We start from the raw sequence: 17,865 nt of genomic DNA on the forward strand, positions 1-17,865 counted from the left end.
GACGTGTTGCCACTCGCTATGATAAATTGGCTAAATCTTTTTTGGCTTTCGTTTATCTTGCCGCTATCACGGTTTTGTTGAAATAGCACAAGAGTTTCTATTTTTCAAACACGCCTTAATGGCGTTTTTGCTGGTCTTCATCACGGTGTTCGTGGTGGGCCTGTCCGCGCACTGGTTGGTGTCCGCCCTGCCGACAGCGGCCTGCTTCGCGCTCGGGGCGATTTTGGGGCCGACGGACGTGGTAGCCGTGTCATCCCTGTCGTCGCGGATCAAGGTCGGAGAGAAACTGATGAGCATCCTGATGGGCGAGGGCCTCATCAACGATGCTTCAGGTCTCATCGCGTTCTATTTCGCGGTGGCGGCGCTCCTGACGGGCACCTTCTCAATGGCGGAGGCGTCGTTGCGTCTGCTGCTTGTGGCGGTGGGCGGGGCGCTGGTCGGTCTGGTGCTGATCGGTGTCAAACAGCACGTTACAATGCGGATGCGGCGGCTGTCCATCGAGAATACGGCCGCTTATATGTTGATCGAGATGTTGATGCCGTTTTTGTCGTATGTAACCGCGGAACTCTGCGGTTTCTCCGGCGTGCTGGCGGCCGTCGCGGCCGGCAGCCGGCAGGCGCTGACGTTCAAACAAACGGAACTCTTTGAGGCCGAACTCGGAGACACCACCCACACGATGTGGGACATGGTGAGTTTTACGCTAAACTCCCTCGTGTTTTTGCTGCTCGGGATACAATTGCCCGAGATCATCCGCCACATCTGGAGCGACGACCGGTATTCCCATGGATTTCTGCTTCTGACCGCCGCGCTGCTGACACTGATTTTGATGGCGGTACGCTTCCTCAGCGTGAGCCTGATTGCGCGGGGAGATCTTGGCGCCGGTCGGGGAGAAAAGCTGCGAAACGCGGCCGTGTTGACGTTCTCCGGTGTGAAGGGCACGGTCAGCTTGGCCACCGCGTTTGCTCTGCCGTTTTTTTACGCCGACGGCGCGTCCTTTGCCGAACGTCCGCTGCTGCTCTTTCTCACGGCGGGGGTGATCGTCCTGTCGCTGTCGCTCGCGCTGCTGTTCCTGCCTGTCGTCGCGGGGGCACCCGTCGGACAAATCGAGCGGGACCCGCAGATCGACATCCTGAAGGAGGTCGTGGCGCAGCTGCGAAAGCAGGAGGGTGACGTTTCCGAGGTCGTGATCAGCAATTACCAACGACGGATCCAAAAGCTGGAGCGCGCGGAATGCGATCGGGCCGAGACAGCCAAGCTGCGCGCCCTGCGGGTCAAGCTGTACGGCGAGGAGCGAAGGGCGCTTCGCCGGAGATACCAAAAAAAGGAATTTGACGCCGCGATGTACCGGGACTATGCGGAGCTGCTGGAGGTGATTCATCATCGGGCGGCACGGGGCCTGCTGATGGGGCTGTTCGCGTGGTGCACGCGGTTTGCGCAGGTCGGGAGGCACCACCCGCGGCACGCGCTCTCCGAAGCGGACATCAAACAGCGCCGGCGGAAACTCCAGGAGATGTTCCGGACGGACACCGAGGTGGCGATGGAGACGTTGCAAGTCCTGCGTGGCGAATACCCGGACAAGTTGGTGGACATCCTGACGGCCGAACGCGCGGAGTTGGCGGAGAAGATGGAGCAGAACTTTTCCCATGTCTTCACGGCGCATCTGCACCGCCTGCGCGACGATGAGATGCTGAAGGGCTACTACGTGGAGCGCCGCGTGATCCACCAGTTTCTGGAGCGCGGAAAGATCACGCCGGCACAGGCCAACGATCTGCGGCTCAAAGTGAACAAGATGGAGACATTTACACTCTCTCACGGCGACAACGAGGTCGTTGTGAAGCTGATGTCGCTGTTGGCCCGGCGGCGCGACGCCCCGGTGCGACGCTGATATAAAAGAGGAGGCGCATGCCCATGAGTACCGGCATCACCATCGGAGAGATTCAGAAGCTGCTCAACGCCAGGTTGCTGTGCGGAGAGGCCATGTTGGACACAGAAGTACATTCCGCCTGTGGGGCGGACCTTATGAGCGACGTCTTGGCGTTTGTCAAGGAGCAGTCCGTCTTGCTCACGGGGCTTTTGAATTTGCAGGTGGTCCGCACGGCCGAGATGATGGACATGAAATGCATCGTATTTGTGCGCGGCAAGGTGCCGGACGAGGCAATCCTGACGCTGGCCGCGGCTCGCAGCATCGCCGTGATGAGCACGGATTGCCGCATGTACAGCGCCTGCGGACGCCTGTACGCTGCCGGGCTCGTCGGATTGGAGTAAACCATGTCAGACATCGTGAGGCTCCACTACGATGTGGACGGGGACAATTTTATGGCGGCCGGCGAGGCGTCCTCCACCGTGAAAAACGTGTTGAAGCGGCTTGGGTTCGGCGAGGATCTGGTGCGCCGGGCGGCCATTTGTCTGTACGAGGGCGAGATCAACATGGTTATCCACGCAAACGGCGGCACCATCGACGTCTCGGTGTCCCCGCAGACGATCGAGATGGTGCTCCAGGACCAGGGCGATGGAATTCCCGACATTGAGCAGGCCATGCGGGAGGGTTTTTCCACTGCCAGCGACCGCGTGCGGGATCTCGGGTTCGGCGCGGGGATGGGATTGCCAAACATGCGGCGTTACGCCGATTCTTTGGAAATCAGCAGCGAGCCGAGCCAGGGCACCCGCGTGGTCATGACGCTGCGCATCGCGTCGGCGTGACGCGTGCGGGGAAGAGATCCGGCGCGGCGCCGGGCGCGTGCGAGACACTGCCGGCGCCAGCGACAGGGGAGAGGGCCGTATGTCCATATGGCACAGTGTGACACTGATTCGCGACAAGTGCAAAGGCTGCACCACCTGCATCAAACACTGCCCCACGGAGGCCATCCGTGTCCGTCATGGCAAGGCCGTCATTGTGGACGAGCGGTGTGTCGACTGCGGGCGTTGTATTCAGGTCTGCCCGCACCACGCCAAGCGCGCGGTGTGCGACAGCTTTGACAAGCTCGGGGACTTCGCCTACAACGTGGCCCTGCCGGCGCCCTCGCTGTACGGACAGTTTCACAATCTGGACGACGTCAACATCGTGCTGGCGGCGCTCACAGAGATAGGGTTTGACCAGGTCTTTGAGGTGTCCGCCGCCGCCGAGATGATCTCCGACGCGACCCGCCGCCGAATGCGGAGCGAGGAGAGGCTGCCGCGCCCGGTTATTTCGAGCGCGTGCCCGGCGGCCGTGCGCATCATCTGCCAGCGCTTTCCTCGGCTGATTGGCCACCTGGCCAACCACATTGCGCCGGTCGACTTGGCCGCCGTGCTGGCTAGGCGGGCGGCCATCCGCGAGACGGGACTGCCCCCGGAGAAAATCGGTGTCTTTTTCATTGCCCCATGTCCGGCCAAGGCGACTGCCGTGACAAACCCGGTGGGACTCTCCCAACCGGTTATGGATGGTGCGCTGGCCATGTCGGAGGTCTACTTGCGTCTGCTGCCTGCCATGAAGAAGGTGGAAAATCCGCCCCAGATCGCCACCTCCGGCATTATGGGTATCGGCTGGGCCACCTCAGGCGGGGAGAGCGCGGCGCTGCTGGGGGAGAGTTACATCGCGGTCGATGGCATTGAGAATATCATCAAAGTGCTGGAGGACGTGGAGGACGGCAAACTGCCGGATGTCGAATTTTTGGAGCTGGGTGCCTGCACGCAAGGCTGCGTCGGCGGATGTCTCACAGTGGAAAACCCGTTTGCCGCCAAGGCGCGCGTCAAGCAGCTGATGAAATTTTTGCCGGTATCGCGCAGCCGTATGACCGGCGAGATCGAGACAATGTCGTACATGGACACGCCGCTGTCTCATGTGCCGGTGTGGCAGTTCGATACCGACATGACGACGGCGATGGAAAAGCACGCCCGCATCGAGGCCCTGCGGGAGCGGCTGCCAGGACTGGACTGCGCCTCGTGCGGCGCGCCATCTTGCCGGAGTCTGGCCGAGGATGTGGTGATGGGCTTTGCCAGCGAGGAGGACTGCATCTTCCGAATGAGGGAACGCATGATGTATCTCTCCGGCACCGGCGACGCCGAACAGTACTTGCCCCCGCCGTTTCGAGAACAAAAAAAATGAGCGTCCGGCGCGCCGGACACGGCACGCCGGACGCTTTTGGTACCGGTCGGCACACCACAATATGTTGTGGTTTCTACCAGATGGTGGTGTGCGGAGGGTGATGAACATCGACCCGGGCGCGGTGCGGCCGGGTCGCGGAGGTGGTTTGGATGACCGTTGCGGAATTGGCTGCGTATCTGGACGCCGGGGTCCTGTGCGGGGCGGGGACGGCGCTCGGACGCGTCGTGCAGGGGGCCTATGCGGGCGACTTGCTCAGTTGGGTGATGGGCCGCGCGCGGGCGGGCATGGTTTGGGTCACCATCATGTCGAACATGAACGTGGCCGCCGTGGCGCTGCTGGCGGATGTATCTTGCGTCGTGCTGTCCGAAGACGTCGCGCCGGACGAGGCGTTGCTGGCGCGCGCAGTCCGCGAGGAACTGGTGCTGCTCTCTACGCCGCTGTCCACATACGACGTGTGCTGGCGCATCCGCGAGGGACTTGCCGATGCGGTTGTTTTATGATCTTCATATCCACTCCTGCCTGTCCCCCTGCGGCGATACGGACATGACGCCCGGCAACATCGTGGGCATGGCCGCGCTCTGCGGCCTGCAGATCATTGCCCTGTCGGACCACAACACCTGTCGCAACACACCGGCTTTTGCGGCGTGCGCCGAGAGAGCCGGCCTGTTGGCGTTGCCGGCCATGGAGCTGACGACGCGGGAGGAGATTCATGTGCTCTGCCTCCTGCCGGCCCTGCCGGCCGCCGCGGCGTTTTCCGACTATGTATACCGGCGCCTGCCGGACATCCGCAACGACGAGGCGATCTTTGGAGCGCAGCTCGTCATGGACGCGCAGGACACCGTCATCGGCCGGGAACCCCGACTGCTTACCTCGGCCGCCGATATCGGGATCTACGATGTGGCGGCCCTGGCTACCTCGTACGGCGGCGTGGCTCTGCCCGCCCATGTGGACCGCCCCTCGTTTTCGCTGTTTGCGAACCTTGGCTTCTTCGACCCCGCCATGGGGTTCACCGCCGTGGAGATCTCTGCTTACACCGAGCCGGAGGTTTTCCGTCGCACGCACCCGGGGCTTGAGGGCCTCATGACGGTGCAAAACTCCGACGCGCATGAGCTTGGGTGCATCCAAGATGCCGCGCGTGTGCTGGACATTCGGGATATGACACCCCAGGCGGTGATTGCGGCGCTGCGGCGCAGGGTGCCCAGCGGCCCGGCGTCGGGCTGAAAACCGGCAAAATTCGGCCGCCCGCGCGAAATTTTGAGATCCGGGATTGCCAATAATGAGAATTTGCGGTACACTGAGAAAAGGGATGGTGTTTGCATGGAACTTGCACAGATCGCACAGGAGATTCTCACAGAAACAGGCGTGCTGCAGCGTGGGCATTTCCGCCTGACGTCCGGGCGGCATTCCGACCGATACATGCAGTGCGCCCGCCTGTTTGAATATCCGGACAAGGCGGAGATTTTATGCCGGGAGCTGGCGGGTCTGTTTGCGGACAAACAGATCGACTGTGTCGTCGGCCCGGCGGTGGGCGCCGTACAGATGGCTTTCGAGGTCAGCCGTCACTTGCGCTGCCGCAATATGTTCGCCGAGCGCGAAAACGGCGCCATGACCTTCCGGCGCGGCTTCTTCCTCCCGTCCGGCGCTAAGGTGCTGGTCGTGGAGGACACGATCACCACCGGGGGCTCGGTGCGGGAGGTCATCGAACTGGTCCAAGGCCAGGGCGGTGTCGTGGTCGGCGTGGGCGCCGTTGTCGACAGAAGCGGTGGTCGGGTGCTGTTTGATGCACCGATGTGCGCCTGCGTGCAGATGGATATCCCCTCGTGGGAGCCCGACGAATGTGCGCTGTGCCGGGAGGGTCAGCCCCTCACCAAGCCGGGCAGCCGGGTGTGAACAGTCCGCACGCTGGACATAGGGAACGGCTGCGCGGCCGGTTTCTGTCCGAGGGGCTGGATGGATTCGACGAGCACAACGTACTAGAACTACTGCTGTTTTACGCAGTCCCGCGGGGCGATGTAAACCCGTTGGCCCACCGGTTGATCGACGCCTTCGGTTCGCTCGCCGGCGTGCTGGACGCCCCGGTGGAGGCGCTCTGTCGGGTGGAGGGCATGGGAGTCCGCACGGCGGCGCTGTTGTCGATGATGCCGGCACTCTTCCGACGCTATCAGATCTCAGGACGGGCGGACGGCGTTTGTCTCGACACGGCCGAAAAGGCGGGCGCCTATTTGTTGCCGCGCTTTGTCGGGCGCCGGAATGAGTGTGTTTATCTGCTCTGCCTGGACGCCAAGGGCAAGCCCGTCTGCTGCCGACAACTGTTCGAGGGGTCCGTCAACGCGGCGCAGGTGGGCGCGCGGCGGGTGGTAGAGACGGCGCTGTCCGTCAACGCGGCCGGCGTCATTCTGGCGCACAACCACCTCTCCGGCATCGCGCTTCCTTCCCCGGAAGACGAAGAGACCACGCGCCGGCTCCAGGGGGCGCTGGACGCGGTCGGCATCCCGCTGATCGATCACATCATTGTGGCAGACGAGGATTATGTCTCGCTGGCGCAGAGTGGTCTGCTGACATCGCAGCCGTAGCGCGCCGCGGAAGAGTCAAAGAGGATGATTCCGAGTGTCCCGTTCAAGGACAGCGTGCGGCGCTCGGCGGCGGTACAACGCGCGCAGGGTGTACAAAACGCCGAGCGCAGCGCCGGCGCAGACGAAGACGGGGATCCCTGGGAACGTCTGGGGCAATGATGACAGCGCGAAGCCCGCGCTGTTGAAGGCCACATGGAGCAGCACCGGGGCCAGCAGCGAGCCGCTCCACTCGTAGACGAGGCCCAGTACGATGGCCACCGGAAACACATAGAAGCTCTGGAGCAAGTTTAGGTGGAAGGCGGCAAAGATCAGCGCCTGGAGCACGACGGCTGCCCGGACTGGGAACCCGTCGCGTAAAATCCGGTACCCCAGGCCGCGGAAAACCACCTCTTCGGTGAAGGGCAGCAGCAGGCAGCCCGTCAAAAAACTGCCGAGGGGGCCGTGGCTGCTCAGCATCTCGCTGACGTGGTTGTTTTTGGCCCAGAGGGTCTCCGGGATGGGCAGCAGCGAGAGCCCGGCGATGATCGTCAGGTGAAGACAGAGCCCGGCGATGACGAGAAGCAGCGATATCCGGGGCGCCCGTAACGGCACAAAACCCATCGGCGGCGCCGCGAGCCGAATGCGCCGCGTCGCAAGCAAGACGATCAGCAGCATGAGGAAAGCGGCCAGCGCCGCCATCGGCAGCTGCCACCGCGCAAAGAAGTCGGCGAATTGCGCATCCAGGGTATCCTTGTTCATGTCGGGCGGCATGCGCAGGGTGAAGATGATGGCGGCGATTTGGGAGACAAAGAGCTGCGACAAAAGATACAGAGCGGGAAACATCAGCGCCGCGACCAGCGCACGAAGCGGTTTGCGCATAGCAATTCCTCGATTCTCAGTGCGGCACGTTGTGACGCCGGCGTGACGCCGGAGGAAACGGCGGCCGTGTGGCACTGCGTGTGTGATACCAAATCCGGCGGAAGTGACGAGAGATATCCGGATGGAAAACGTATGGGGTGAGACATATGAGCGAGGATTACCGTGAGGCCGAACAAACATTGCTGTTTGGCGTGTTGGACGCCATCCCCTGTCCCGTGGCATTGCTCAACCGGGAGGGGGAGGCGGCCTATGTGAACCCGATGGGGGAGGCGTGTGAACCCTCGTTATACGAGTGTGACATCGCGAGCCTGCCGATCGTCCAAAAATGCCTCGGCGGGACAGCGGCGGCGGTGGGTGGCTGGGTCACATTCACGACGGAGGAGAGGACGCTGACGGGGCAGGCCGAGGTCTACATTGTGCGTAGCGAGACGGTCACGATGGGGGCGTTGTTCCTGTTGCGTCCGGACATCCCGCGGCTGGGCCGTTACGATGTGCTGCCATACGCCAGCAAGGCCATGGAGGCGGTGTGGACACAGCTTGAGCGCCTGAGTCAATTCGGGACGCCGGCACTCTTTCTCGGAGAGCCGGGTACGGGGCGCTCCTCCTTCGCGCGGGCGCTCCACGCGATCCAAAATACGCCGGATACCCCGTTTGTGGAAGTCGACTGCCGTACGGTGGATGAGAAAGGGGCGCAAAGACTCCTGTTTGGAAGCGAGAGTCGGCCGGGCGTGCTGCGCAGTATGTCCTCCGGAAGTCTCTACCTGAAAGATATCCACTGCCTGCCGCTGTCAGCGCAACGTCATCTGTCCGAGGTGATCCGGCACAGGATGCTGGACGAGACGCCGGTGTCCGTCCGTTTTTTTGCCTCCGGGCCGCCGTCCTTCGAGGAGGTGCTGGCGGACGGCCGGTTCGAACAGACGTTCCACGACCAGATGGCCGTCATGCCGCTGCCCATACCGCCACTGCGGGAACGGCCGGATGACATCCTGCCGTTGGCCGAATGGTTTCTGGCGCGTATCCCCAAAAATGGGGATATCGAAGGGTTTTCCGACGAGGCGTGCCATGCCCTGGTGCGGCATGCGTGGCCGGACAATGTCCGGGAACTCGAAGCGGTCGTGACCGAGGCCGTGGGACGCTGTGCGGAGAGGTTCGTTCAGCCAGCGCACCTGCCGTTTTTTGAGGCGGAGAAGCCTCATGAAAAGGAGAGCCTGCAGGACATGCGGCTGGACTTTAACCGGCAGCGCATCGAGGCGGCGCTGGCCGTCTACGGGCACACGGTGGAGGGAAAACGTCGCGCCGCCAAGGAACTCGGCATCGGGCTCTCCACGCTCTACCGGCTGATCGCCCGTGAAGAGTCTAAACAGTGAATCGGACGGGAAGCAGGGGCGGCGTTCCGCCGCCCGCAGAAGCGCACAGTCGCGCCTCTATGGGGGCATATCAAGATAAATATGAATAGGAGAAAAAAGAAGTATGAAAAAGAAGATCTCTGTGTTGTTGGCGGCGCTGTTGCTGCTGACCCTGGTTGTGGCCTGCGGGGAAAATGTAGAAGATGTGAGCCCCAACCCCAGCCCCAGTTCCGCGCCGCCGGCGCCCTCCGCACCGCCCGTACCCACCGGCACGCCGGCGCCTACGTCGCCGCCTTCTCTCGCGCCGCCCGATGAAATTTACAAGTTCCCAGACCTCGACGGGTTTAAGAAGACCGTCGAGGGTATGTTTGTCCATTACCAGGGCGAGGACAGTGAACATGAACAGGTCGCCGTCTCCATTCTGGCGACGGTGACAGTGGAGCAGGAGCTGTCGGATATCCGCGGCGGAGTCTTCGACGACATATCCCGGGAGCGGCTGGAACAGAACATGCCGGGGTTTCGCGACGAGGACGTGAAATTCATCGACGTCGCGGGAGGAAAGGCGCTGGAGGTCATCTGTATTCTAGAAGCCGGGCCGGACGATGTGGACCCCGACGACCTTATCCAGCGGATGTTGCTGCTGCCCGCGGAGCATGAACTCATCATCGCGACCCTCAGCGCCATGAGCCGCAACCGGACTCTGCTGGACGCTACCTACGAGGAGCTGATCACCGAGATCCAGCCTGGCCGCTGACGGCCGGCTGACAGTATTATACCACAACCCACGCCCGCCGTCATGCCGGATTTGGCCCGGCGGCGGGCATCAAAATTGTTGGAGCAATACCGTGCAAATCATCTGGGACACATTGTGCGGTACTGCCTTGGTTCGGGGTGGTTGTTTGATAGCCATTGTGGATTATGGCATGGGGAATCTGCACAGCGTGGAGAAAGCCTTCGCGTATCTCGGGGTGCCGTCCGTGATTACGGACCGGGCGGACGAGATCGAGCAGGCCGGCCACGTGGTACTGCCCGGCGTAGGCGCCTTTGGAGATGCCTGCGACCGACTGCGGGAAAAGAAATTGATGGAAGTCCTGGCTCGCCGGGCCGGGGACGGACGCCCGTTTTTGGGGATCTGCCTGGGGATGCAGCTTCTGTTTGCGGGCAGCGAGGAGGCCCCCGGTGTGCCGGGACTGGGTCTCTTTTCAGGGATATTCCAAAAATTTCCAGAAAAGATCGGCAAGGTGCCGCATATGGGGTGGAACCGCCTCACATATGGGCCGAACTGTCCGCTCTTCGCGGGTCTGCCGGCAGAGGCGGAGATGTATTTTGTCCACAGCTTCGCGCTTTACGAGCGGACACACGCCGTGGCCGAGACAGAGTACGGCGGCGTCTTCTATTCGGCGGTCGGGCGGGGCGGGTTGTACGGGGTGCAGTTTCACCCGGAGAAGAGCGGTCGGACCGGGCTCGCGCTGCTGCGCAATTTCGCGCGCTGGGAGGGAACGCCGTGCTGACGAAACGGATTATCCCCTGTCTGGATGTGGCTGAGGGCCGTGTGGTGAAGGGCGTCTCCTTTGAGGCTCTCCGCGACGCGGGGGACCCGGTGGAGGCGGCCCGCCGGTACGACGAGAAGGGCGCCGACGAGCTAGTCTTTTTAGACATCAAGGCATCCAAGGAAAACCGGGGCACGCTGCTGTCAATGGTGGAGCGCACAGCCCGCGAGGTCTTCATCCCTTTCACGGTGGGCGGCGGCATCCGTACGCTGGAGGACATCCGGGACATCCTGCGCAGCGGGGCCGATAAGGTGGGTATCAACACGGCCGCCGTGCAGACGCCGGACCTCATCGACCGCGCTTCGCGGCGTTTTGGCGCCCAGTGCATTGTCATTTCCATCGATGTGCTTCGCCGTGGAGAGGGGCGCTGGGAGGTGTTTACCCATGGCGGCAGCCGCCCGACAGGGCGGGACGCGCTTGATTGGGCGCGGGAGGTGGCGCGGCGCGGCGCGGGCGAGATCCTACTGACCTCGATTGACGCCGACGGTGGTCGGGACGGCTACGACGTGGAGATCACCGCCCTCGTCTCCCAGGCGGTGCATGTGCCCGTGATTGCCTCTGGCGGCGCCGGGACGCCGGCGCACTTTTATGACGCGCTGACCCGTGGCCGGGCGGACGCCGTACTGGCGGCCAGCCTGTTTCATTTCGGCGAACTTGACATCTGGGTGCTCAAACAGTATCTGGCCGAGCGGGGCATTCCTGTCCGTCGCGCCATCGGGACTTTTGTCACCTGAACCGCAGGTGTGTGAGCTCGTGAAGTTGTGAAAGGATATTATGAGTCATGGAGAAAGTGTTGGTGCTGGATTTTGGCGGGCAGTACAGCCAAGTCATCGCGCGGCGGGTGCGTGAGTGCCGCGTCTATTCCGAGGTGCGTTCTCACAAAACCGCACTGGAGGAGATCCGGGGGGGCGGATATCGGGGGATCATTCTCACCGGCGGCCCGGATGATGTCTTCGCGCCCGGCGCGCCCGGCTGTGACGCCGCGCTGTTTTCGCTGGGAGTCCCGGTGCTGGGTATCTGTTATGGGGCCCAGTGGATGGCCTACACGCTGGGCGGGACGGTGCGCCGCGCGGATGTGGGTGAATACGGAAACGTTATGCTCCATGTCCGTCCCGGCAGCCGACTGCTGGCCGACGTGCCGGCGAAGACGGTCTGCTGGATGAGCCACGGCAACAGCATTTTCAAAGTGCCGGACGGGTTTCAGCTCACTGCGACGACCCCCGACTGCCCAGTGGCGGCGATGGAGGATCCAGCGCGGGGGCTGTACGCCGTGCAGTTCCACCCGGAGGTCTCTCACACGCCGGAGGGAGAGCGGGTGCTGCGGCAGTTCCTGTATGAGATCTGCGACTGTCACGGGGAGTGGGTCATGTCTTCGTTCATTGAAAACGCTGTGCGCGGCCTGCGGATGCGCATTGGAGCGCGCAATGTACTCTGTGCGCTGTCCGGCGGTGTGGACTCCTCGGTGGCCGCCGCACTGTTGCACCGTGCGGTGGGTGAGCAGCTCGTCTGCATCTTTGTGGACCACGGTCTGCTGCGCAAGGGAGAGGCCGAACAGGTGCAGACCACCTTTGAGGAACAGTTTGGCATGCGGCTGATCGTGGCGGACGCGCGGGAGCGATTTTTAGAGAAGCTCGCGGGCGTATCCGACCCGGAGCGCAAACGCAAGATCATCGGAGAAGAGTTCATCCGCGTCTTTGAGGCCGAGGCCCGAAAGTTGGGTGCGGTCGAGTGTCTGGTGCAGGGCACGATCTATCCGGACGTTATCGAGAGTGGGGCCACAGGCGCCGCCGCGCTCATCAAGAGCCACCACAATGTGGGCGGACTGCCCGAGAAGCTGGATTTCCGGGAGATCATCGAACCGCTCGCCACGCTGTTCAAGGACGAAGTACGGCGCCTGGGCGAGGAGCTCGGTCTGCCCCGCGAGATTGTATGGCGGCAGCCGTTCCCCGGCCCGGGACTGGGGGTCCGTGTGATTGGGGATGTAACGCAGGAAAAGCTGGACATCCTGCGTGAGGCCGATTTCATTTTTACGCAGGAGATCGAAGCGGCTCGGCCCGACCCCATGCCCAGCCAATATTTTGCCGTACTCACAAACCTGCGCAGCGTGGGCGTCATGGGCGACGGCCGCTCCTACGACTGCGCGGTAGGTCTGCGCGCCGTGACCACGGTGGACTTCATGACAGCCGACTGGTGTGAGCTTCCCCTCCCTCTGCTGCGTCGCGTCTCCGCCCGCATCGTCAACGAGATCCCCGGCGTCAACCGCGTCGTCTACGACGTGACCACCAAACCCCCGGCCACAATTGAGTGGGAGTGAGTTGCGGCAGAATGTCAGCCGGGGGGACATCATGAAGTATCTGCCGGATGAGCGGGAGGAGGGCAATGGCATGACCATCTATGAGCAGATCGATGAGAGAAAGGCCGCTATCGATGTTATGCGCCCGTTTGAGGGCGACACCCTGCGGCAGCTGCGGGGATACTACCGCATCGGGCTGACGTGGATGTCAAACGCGCTGGAGGGCAATTCCCTGACCGAAATAGAGACGAAAGTGCTTCTGGAAGATGGTCTGACCGTCGGCGGGAAGCCGCTCCGCGATACGTTTGAGGCTCTGGGCCACGCGGCAGCGTATGACTAATGTTTGGGCTGCTTGGGGAGCGGCGTATCACTGTAGAGAACATCAAAGCCCTGCATCGCTTATTCTTTAAGTCCATCGACGAGCCTCGCGCAGGCGTCTGGCGCGATGTGAGCATTATTGTCACAGGCTCCGAGCATGAGTTCCCCGCTCCTGCTGAACTGGAAGGGCTTATGGCCGACCTTGGTCGGTGGATGGAAACCGAGCGGGACACGATGCACCCTGTCCGCTATGCGGCCATGCTCCATTTGAAGTTTGTCATCATCCACCCTTTCGTCGACGGGAATGGGCGCGTTGCGCGGCTCCTTATGAACGCTGCGCTCATTCAGGACGGATATATGCTCGCCGTGGTGCCTCCCGTTCTGCGCCCGGATTATCTCACAGCCATACGCAGATACCAGCAAAAAGGGGAGACTGGGCCGTTTTGCGACTTCATCGCCGAGCAGGTGTTGGAATCCGAAAAGGAGATTATGCGACTGCTTCATATCCCGTCCTTCAAAGCATAGGAGCGGGTAGCTTGTCTCTGTCGCAAATAAAACGCGCCGTCGTGAGCTGGGTTCCGGCTCACAGCGGCGTTTTTGCAGTCCTCTGAACGGCGGCGCGGCCGGTGGAAAGATTTGGGGTGCTCTTATTTCTTGAACCGATACCCGGCGCCCCATACCGTTTGCAAGTGTTCGGGATTCGAGGGGTTCTTCTCGATCTTCTCCCGCAGGCGGCTGATATGTACCGCGACGGTTTTCGTATCTCCGTAGGCGTCCATGCCCCATATCGTCTCATACAGATGGTCTTTGCTGAACACGATCTCCGCATTGGAAACGAGAAAGTATAAGAGCTCGTATTCCTTATTCTTCAAGTCTATCTCTTTCTCCCCGACATGCACGTATCTGGTATTGGGGTTTATGCGCAGGTATCCCAAATCAATCTCCTTTTCCGTTTCATAGGCCGGTTGCTTGGCAGAGACGGATTTGAGCCGCTCGTATTGGGCGATGTTCGCCTTGACACGCGCCACAAGCTCGGTCGGCGAGAACGGTTTCGCGATATAATCGTCCGCGCCGAGTCCGAGTCCGCGCACCTTGTCCGCGTCCTCGACGCGGGCCGTGACCATCAGAATGGGTGTGTCGATCTTCGCGCGGATATTCCGGCAGATCTCGTAGCCGTCGATTCCGGGCAGCATCAGGTCGAGAAGGATCAAGTCGAAGGCGCCCGAGAGCGCCCGCTCCATCCCTTTGCGCCCCTCCGCTTCACAGACGGCCTCGAATCCGTTCATTTCCAAAAAATCGCGCTCGATCTCCGCTATATCTGCGTCGTCCTCAATCACCAAAATCTTTTTGGCGTTATTTTTGCTCACTTTGTTATCCTCCTTTCGTCTTGACGGGCGGGGAAACGCAACGCGATAGTAAGGCCGCCGCCCCGCGGAAGTCTCGCGGATATCCCGCCGCCCATACGTCTTACGATCCGCTCGCTTATGGCAAGGCCGAGGCCGCTGCCCTTCGTGTTCCGCGACGGGTCGGTCCGGTAAAACACATCGAACAGCTTGTCAAGCGCGGCTTTCGGCACGCCGGGACCGTCGTCGGTAAGAGCGATCTCAACGTCGCCGGCCGATTCGCCGCATTCGACAGTCACCCTGCCGATTTCGGCGGTCTTGTATTTCGCGCTGTTTTCAAGGATATTTATCATCACATTTCGCAGCCATACCGCGTCTGCGGTTATGAAAACGTCCGGCGGGCCTTGCCTCAACGCGAGCAGCAAACCTTTATCCCTGTATTCTTCGGCAAGACCGCCGGCAATCTCCGAAACCGTCCGTCCGACGTTCAAAAGTTCCGTATCCATCGGGAATTCGCCGATATCCAGCTTTGAAAACAGAAACAGTTGATGGATGATGTGCTCCAGGTCGGCGGTCTTCTTCCCAATGATCTCAAGATATTTCCGCCGGCGCTCCGGCGACTCGGCCACGCCCTTCTCGATCCCTTCAAGATACGCCTTTATGGATGTCAGCGGCGTTCTCAAATCGTGAGAAATGCCGGCTATCAATTCCTTGCGACTTTCCTCGTCGCTTCGCCGCATATTTTCCAGCTTTTGCAGACGTTCGGCCATATCGTTGAACGCGGCGCACACCGGGCCAAATTCATCTTTCCCCAGATAATCCAGCCGGAATGTCAGATTGCCCTCGCAAATTTGTGTCACGCCGTAGGAGAGTGCGTCAATCGGCGCCATAATGCTTCTTGCTATGACGCGTGTCAATATTCTGTTGGTGATGACAATAATCACTACAATCAGGACGAGCATCCCGAATCCCATTGTAACCACATAGGAAAGATAGAATGTATCATCGTTCAAATAGTAGTTGGTATCTGTCAAAATGATGTGGTATTCGCCTACTGTTCGCACAAATAATGCCGTATGGTCAAGAGTAATGATATGTGTTTCGTCCTGTCTAAGCGCGGCTGTAAGCAGCGGCGTATCCGGCGCCGGCGCGCCGAGCGGCTGTCCGGCTTTGTAAATAGAAATCGCAATGTGCGCATTCTCGTTGCTTTTGGCTATGACGTCTACCGCGCGAAGCAACTCGTCCTCTTGTGCCGCACCGTCAAGAGCCGAAATGCTTCTTTTGGCCTGATAAAACCGTTCATCGTCAAGGGAACGCCCGCCAAAGCTCCCGAAAATACCCATCATCGCGAGACTCATCACGGCGGCAAATAGGATACAGAGGATGACGGGTATAGCGACCATCAAAGTATTGGATATAAATAGACGGCGTTTTATGGCCATGGATTTTCACCTCGTCCGTTCGCTATACTACGCGACGGTACGCTTCCTTTGTCCCCAAAACATCCCGAAGGACGTAAGTCCGATGACCAGCACCAGAAATACAATCAGCATGACATAGTATGGTACAACCACACCAAAGACATTGTAGACCTTGTACTGCGTAAATATCTCACCCACCAATGCGAAGCTTGCGACGCCGAAATCCACAACGGGTTTTATCACATTCTCAATGGTCGTTCCGAGTGCGGCGATACCGATGTTCAGGAGAAGAACGGCGAGCGACACACCGCAGACCGCGATCTGGTTTTTGAAGCGCGAGGATATAAAGCTGACGATGAGCGCGAAAGCCGTTCCAGACAGCAATATCCATAGTGCGGAAACGACGGTAAACTGTGCATTCGAGAAGCCGAAGGGAGCACGCACATAATTGGGTACTGAGCGCAGTGCGGCGGTCGCGCCCTCCAGCGTGCCCACCGAAAAGAATCCGAAAATAAAGGTCGCGAGCAGATACATCGCGAGTACGGCGACGGCGGTGATGACCACGGCGCCGATCTTCGCCGCGACGATCTTGCGCCGCCCGTTGCGCGAGGACAAAATCAGGTTGTCCATGCCGGTGGACGCTTCCATAGAGAATACGGGCGAAATAATGAATAGCAGGGGGATAAACAGCAGGAACAGCATGAGTGTGTCGCCCCAATTCGCAAGCAGGTTGCCCCATTCCAAGGTATTCGCGAACCGGGGCTCTCCCAGCGCCACTTCCTTGTCCAGTTGATTCTTCGTGCTTCTGTACTCGAAGCCGCCCGCTTGCCCGCTCTGTTCCAGCTCAGTCAGCCGGGATTGCAGCACGTTGACGCCATAAGGGGCAAACAGGCTGTCAAAGAGCGCGCCGTTGTAGTATTCGTCCACATGCCCGACAAAGTGGGCGTAATCCACATTGAATTTCAAGACGGGATCGCCGGACGTGCCGTAGTAGATGGCTTCCTCGTTGTCGCCATAGCGTTCCTTGGCTGCCTCATAGCTTGCCATGGCCACATCCGCGTATTCCTCATTGACGGGCCCCTCAAGTGGCCTCGCGAGATCGGCATAGGTGTTGTAAGCTTCCCCGCTGCCGACGATGAAATATGAAGTTCCGAAGCCGACGCCAATGTAGAGAATAAGCAGTGCCCCCAGAATGGTCAGCGTTCTTTTGTTGATCAGGAGCTTTCTGAGTTCAAACCTGAATAATGACATATCCGTTTCCTCCTATGCCGCCGCTCTAAGCGGTAGATAATTGAATACATAAAGGTAGGCGTCCTCCAAATTAGGCGTGACTGGGGTGGCGTCGGCGGACGGTTTCCTTTCGTCGATGACGCGCACCTCCATTGTATCGCCGTGGGGGACGACGTTGGAGATGACCGCGCTGTTTTGGAACTCGACCAATCTCTCAACGGGAATACGGAAACTCCACACGCAGTTCTCAATTTGTTTGATGTATTCCTCGCTGCTGCCGAGCCTTTCAATTTTGCCGTATTCCATCATCATAACCTGCTTGGCGATGCTGTCCACATCGGAAACGATGTGCGTGGAGAGCAGCACGAGGCGGTCTTTGGAGTAGACCGAGATAATGTTGCGGAATTTGATGCGTTCATGGGGATCGAGCCCCGCCGTCGGCTCGTCGAGAATTAGGATTTCAGGATTGTCGAGCAGCGCCTGCGCGATGCCGAGCCGCCTCTGCATACCGCCTGAATAGGTGACGCAGCGGCGATGCAGGTCGCCCTGTAGGCCGACGTTGCGGGCGAGCGCCTCAATCTGCGCCTTCGCCTCCGCTGCGGGAATGCCTTTGAGCGCGGCGACGTACGCAAGATAATCGCGCCCTGTGAAGTCGGAGTAAAAGCTCATGTCCTGCGGCAGATAACCGATTTTGGCGCGGTATTCGTCCCCACAAGTATTCTTATCCTGACCGTTTATCAGAATGCGGCCCTTGGTCGGCTGCAGGATATCCGCCAGTATGCGGATCATGGTCGTCTTGCCCGCCCCGTTGGGGCCGAGCAGCCCGTACACGCCGTTTTCCATGCGCAG

General features: G+C 60.5%; 20 protein-coding genes. 15 read left to right on the plus strand and 5 right to left on the minus strand.

What is annotated here, in order from left to right; genetic code table 11:
* Window positions 1–118 precede the first annotated feature (118 nt).
* From LBK75_11515 to radC, 8 genes are all read left to right on the plus strand, one after another.
* Window positions 119–1,885 carry a sodium:proton antiporter gene (locus LBK75_11515; GenBank protein MDR1158905.1) on the plus strand — a complete coding sequence of 589 codons (1,767 nt, stop codon included), beginning with the start codon at window positions 119–121 and terminating at the stop codon, window positions 1,883–1,885.
* Window positions 1,886–1,920: 35 nt separating this feature from the next.
* Window positions 1,921–2,265 (plus strand): hypothetical protein, encoded by a 345-nt coding sequence (locus LBK75_11520; GenBank protein MDR1158906.1) that lies wholly within the window; start codon window positions 1,921–1,923, stop codon window positions 2,263–2,265.
* Window positions 2,266–2,268: 3 nt separating this feature from the next.
* The gene (locus tag LBK75_11525) at window positions 2,269–2,700 is read left to right on the plus strand and encodes an anti-sigma regulatory factor (GenBank protein MDR1158907.1); all 432 of its coding nucleotides are present in this window, start codon (window positions 2,269–2,271) and stop codon (window positions 2,698–2,700) included.
* Window positions 2,701–2,779: 79 nt separating this feature from the next.
* Window positions 2,780–4,084, plus strand: coding sequence for a 4Fe-4S binding protein (locus LBK75_11530; protein ID MDR1158908.1), 1,305 nt, complete (start codon window positions 2,780–2,782; stop codon window positions 4,082–4,084).
* Window positions 4,085–4,233: 149 nt separating this feature from the next.
* Window positions 4,234–4,584 (plus strand): hypothetical protein, encoded by a 351-nt coding sequence (locus LBK75_11535; protein MDR1158909.1) that lies wholly within the window; start codon window positions 4,234–4,236, stop codon window positions 4,582–4,584.
* On the plus strand, window positions 4,568–5,305 hold the full coding sequence (locus tag LBK75_11540) for a PHP domain-containing protein (protein MDR1158910.1): 738 nt from the start codon (window positions 4,568–4,570) through the stop codon (window positions 5,303–5,305). Before LBK75_11535 ends, LBK75_11540 begins: the two co-directional genes overlap by 17 nt.
* A 96-nt stretch (window positions 5,306–5,401) precedes the next feature.
* On the plus strand, window positions 5,402–5,974 hold the full coding sequence (pyrE, locus tag LBK75_11545; protein MDR1158911.1) for an orotate phosphoribosyltransferase: 573 nt from the start codon (window positions 5,402–5,404) through the stop codon (window positions 5,972–5,974).
* Window positions 5,971–6,657 carry a DNA repair protein RadC gene (gene radC, locus LBK75_11550; protein MDR1158912.1) on the plus strand — a complete coding sequence of 229 codons (687 nt, stop codon included), beginning with the start codon at window positions 5,971–5,973 and terminating at the stop codon, window positions 6,655–6,657. Before pyrE ends, radC begins: the two co-directional genes overlap by 4 nt.
* Before the next feature lie 15 nt (window positions 6,658–6,672).
* On the opposite strand, the gene LBK75_11555 is transcribed toward radC, so the two are convergent.
* Window positions 6,673–7,515, minus strand: coding sequence for a CPBP family intramembrane metalloprotease (locus tag LBK75_11555; GenBank protein ID MDR1158913.1), 843 nt, complete (start codon window positions 7,513–7,515; stop codon window positions 6,673–6,675).
* Between the two features lie 146 nt (window positions 7,516–7,661).
* Between LBK75_11555 and LBK75_11560 the strand changes: the two genes are divergently transcribed.
* The 7 genes from LBK75_11560 to LBK75_11590 all read left to right on the plus strand — a co-directional run bounded on the left by LBK75_11560 (window position 7,662) and on the right by LBK75_11590 (window position 13,547).
* Window positions 7,662–8,882, plus strand: a complete 1,221-nt coding sequence (locus LBK75_11560) for a sigma 54-interacting transcriptional regulator (GenBank protein MDR1158914.1) — start codon at window positions 7,662–7,664, stop codon at window positions 8,880–8,882.
* Between the two features lie 103 nt (window positions 8,883–8,985).
* The gene (locus LBK75_11565; protein MDR1158915.1) at window positions 8,986–9,615 is read left to right on the plus strand and encodes a hypothetical protein; all 630 of its coding nucleotides are present in this window, start codon (window positions 8,986–8,988) and stop codon (window positions 9,613–9,615) included.
* Between the two features lie 145 nt (window positions 9,616–9,760).
* On the plus strand, window positions 9,761–10,372 hold the full coding sequence (gene hisH, locus LBK75_11570; protein ID MDR1158916.1) for an imidazole glycerol phosphate synthase subunit HisH: 612 nt from the start codon (window positions 9,761–9,763) through the stop codon (window positions 10,370–10,372).
* Window positions 10,366–11,145: an imidazole glycerol phosphate synthase subunit HisF gene (gene hisF, locus LBK75_11575; protein MDR1158917.1), complete on the plus strand. Its 780-nt coding sequence runs from the start codon at window positions 10,366–10,368 to the stop codon at window positions 11,143–11,145. Before hisH ends, hisF begins: the two co-directional genes overlap by 7 nt.
* Window positions 11,146–11,192: 47 nt before the next feature.
* Entirely contained in the window at window positions 11,193–12,725 is a 1,533-nt protein-coding gene (gene guaA, locus LBK75_11580) for a glutamine-hydrolyzing GMP synthase (protein ID MDR1158918.1), read from the plus strand.
* 31 nt (window positions 12,726–12,756) lie between these two features.
* Window positions 12,757–13,044, plus strand: a complete 288-nt coding sequence (locus tag LBK75_11585; protein MDR1158919.1) for a hypothetical protein — start codon at window positions 12,757–12,759, stop codon at window positions 13,042–13,044.
* Window positions 13,044–13,547 (plus strand): Fic family protein, encoded by a 504-nt coding sequence (locus tag LBK75_11590; GenBank protein ID MDR1158920.1) that lies wholly within the window; start codon window positions 13,044–13,046, stop codon window positions 13,545–13,547. Before LBK75_11585 ends, LBK75_11590 begins: the two co-directional genes overlap by 1 nt.
* Window positions 13,548–13,669: 122 nt before the next feature.
* Here LBK75_11590 and LBK75_11595 read toward each other — a convergent pair whose 3' ends face one another.
* From LBK75_11595 to LBK75_11610, 4 genes are all read right to left on the minus strand, one after another.
* The gene (locus tag LBK75_11595; GenBank protein ID MDR1158921.1) at window positions 13,670–14,389 is read right to left on the minus strand and encodes a response regulator transcription factor; all 720 of its coding nucleotides are present in this window, start codon (window positions 14,387–14,389) and stop codon (window positions 13,670–13,672) included.
* A complete protein-coding gene (locus LBK75_11600) occupies window positions 14,386–15,807 on the minus strand; it encodes a HAMP domain-containing histidine kinase (protein ID MDR1158922.1) in 1,422 nt (473 codons plus the stop codon). Before LBK75_11600 ends, LBK75_11595 begins: the two co-directional genes overlap by 4 nt.
* 27 nt (window positions 15,808–15,834) lie before the next feature.
* On the minus strand, window positions 15,835–17,037 hold the full coding sequence (locus LBK75_11605; GenBank protein MDR1158923.1) for an ABC transporter permease subunit: 1,203 nt from the start codon (window positions 17,035–17,037) through the stop codon (window positions 15,835–15,837).
* Window positions 17,038–17,049: 12 nt separating this feature from the next.
* A partial coding sequence (locus LBK75_11610) for an ATP-binding cassette domain-containing protein (GenBank protein ID MDR1158924.1) occupies window positions 17,050–17,865 on the minus strand: 816 nt, incomplete at its 5' end.

This window comes from Oscillospiraceae bacterium (assembly GCA_031265355.1).
In the GTDB taxonomy this organism is placed as follows: Bacteria; Bacillota; Clostridia; order Oscillospirales; family UBA929; genus JAIRTA01.

What these genes read in the sequence shown, in the direction of transcription:
- LBK75_11515 (MDR1158905.1), top strand. Translation starts at nt 119, where the DNA reads ATGGCGTTTTTGCTGGTCTTCATCACGGTGTTCGTGGTGGGCCTGTCC.
- LBK75_11525 (MDR1158907.1), top strand. Translation starts at nt 2,269, where the DNA reads ATGTCAGACATCGTGAGGCTCCACTACGATGTGGACGGGGACAATTTT.
- LBK75_11530 (MDR1158908.1), top strand. Translation starts at nt 2,780, where the DNA reads ATGTCCATATGGCACAGTGTGACACTGATTCGCGACAAGTGCAAAGGC.
- LBK75_11535 (MDR1158909.1), top strand. Translation starts at nt 4,234, where the DNA reads ATGACCGTTGCGGAATTGGCTGCGTATCTGGACGCCGGGGTCCTGTGC.
- LBK75_11540 (MDR1158910.1), top strand. Translation starts at nt 4,568, where the DNA reads ATGCGGTTGTTTTATGATCTTCATATCCACTCCTGCCTGTCCCCCTGC.
- pyrE (MDR1158911.1), top strand. Translation starts at nt 5,402, where the DNA reads ATGGAACTTGCACAGATCGCACAGGAGATTCTCACAGAAACAGGCGTG.
- LBK75_11555 (MDR1158913.1), bottom strand. Translation starts at nt 7,515, where the DNA reads ATGCGCAAACCGCTTCGTGCGCTGGTCGCGGCGCTGATGTTTCCCGCT.
- LBK75_11560 (MDR1158914.1), top strand. Translation starts at nt 7,662, where the DNA reads ATGAGCGAGGATTACCGTGAGGCCGAACAAACATTGCTGTTTGGCGTG.
- LBK75_11565 (MDR1158915.1), top strand. Translation starts at nt 8,986, where the DNA reads ATGAAAAAGAAGATCTCTGTGTTGTTGGCGGCGCTGTTGCTGCTGACC.
- guaA (MDR1158918.1), top strand. Translation starts at nt 11,193, where the DNA reads ATGGAGAAAGTGTTGGTGCTGGATTTTGGCGGGCAGTACAGCCAAGTC.
- LBK75_11585 (MDR1158919.1), top strand. Translation starts at nt 12,757, where the DNA reads ATGAAGTATCTGCCGGATGAGCGGGAGGAGGGCAATGGCATGACCATC.
- LBK75_11590 (MDR1158920.1), top strand. Translation starts at nt 13,044, where the DNA reads ATGTTTGGGCTGCTTGGGGAGCGGCGTATCACTGTAGAGAACATCAAA.
- LBK75_11600 (MDR1158922.1), bottom strand. Translation starts at nt 15,807, where the DNA reads ATGGCCATAAAACGCCGTCTATTTATATCCAATACTTTGATGGTCGCT.
- LBK75_11605 (MDR1158923.1), bottom strand. Translation starts at nt 17,037, where the DNA reads ATGTCATTATTCAGGTTTGAACTCAGAAAGCTCCTGATCAACAAAAGA.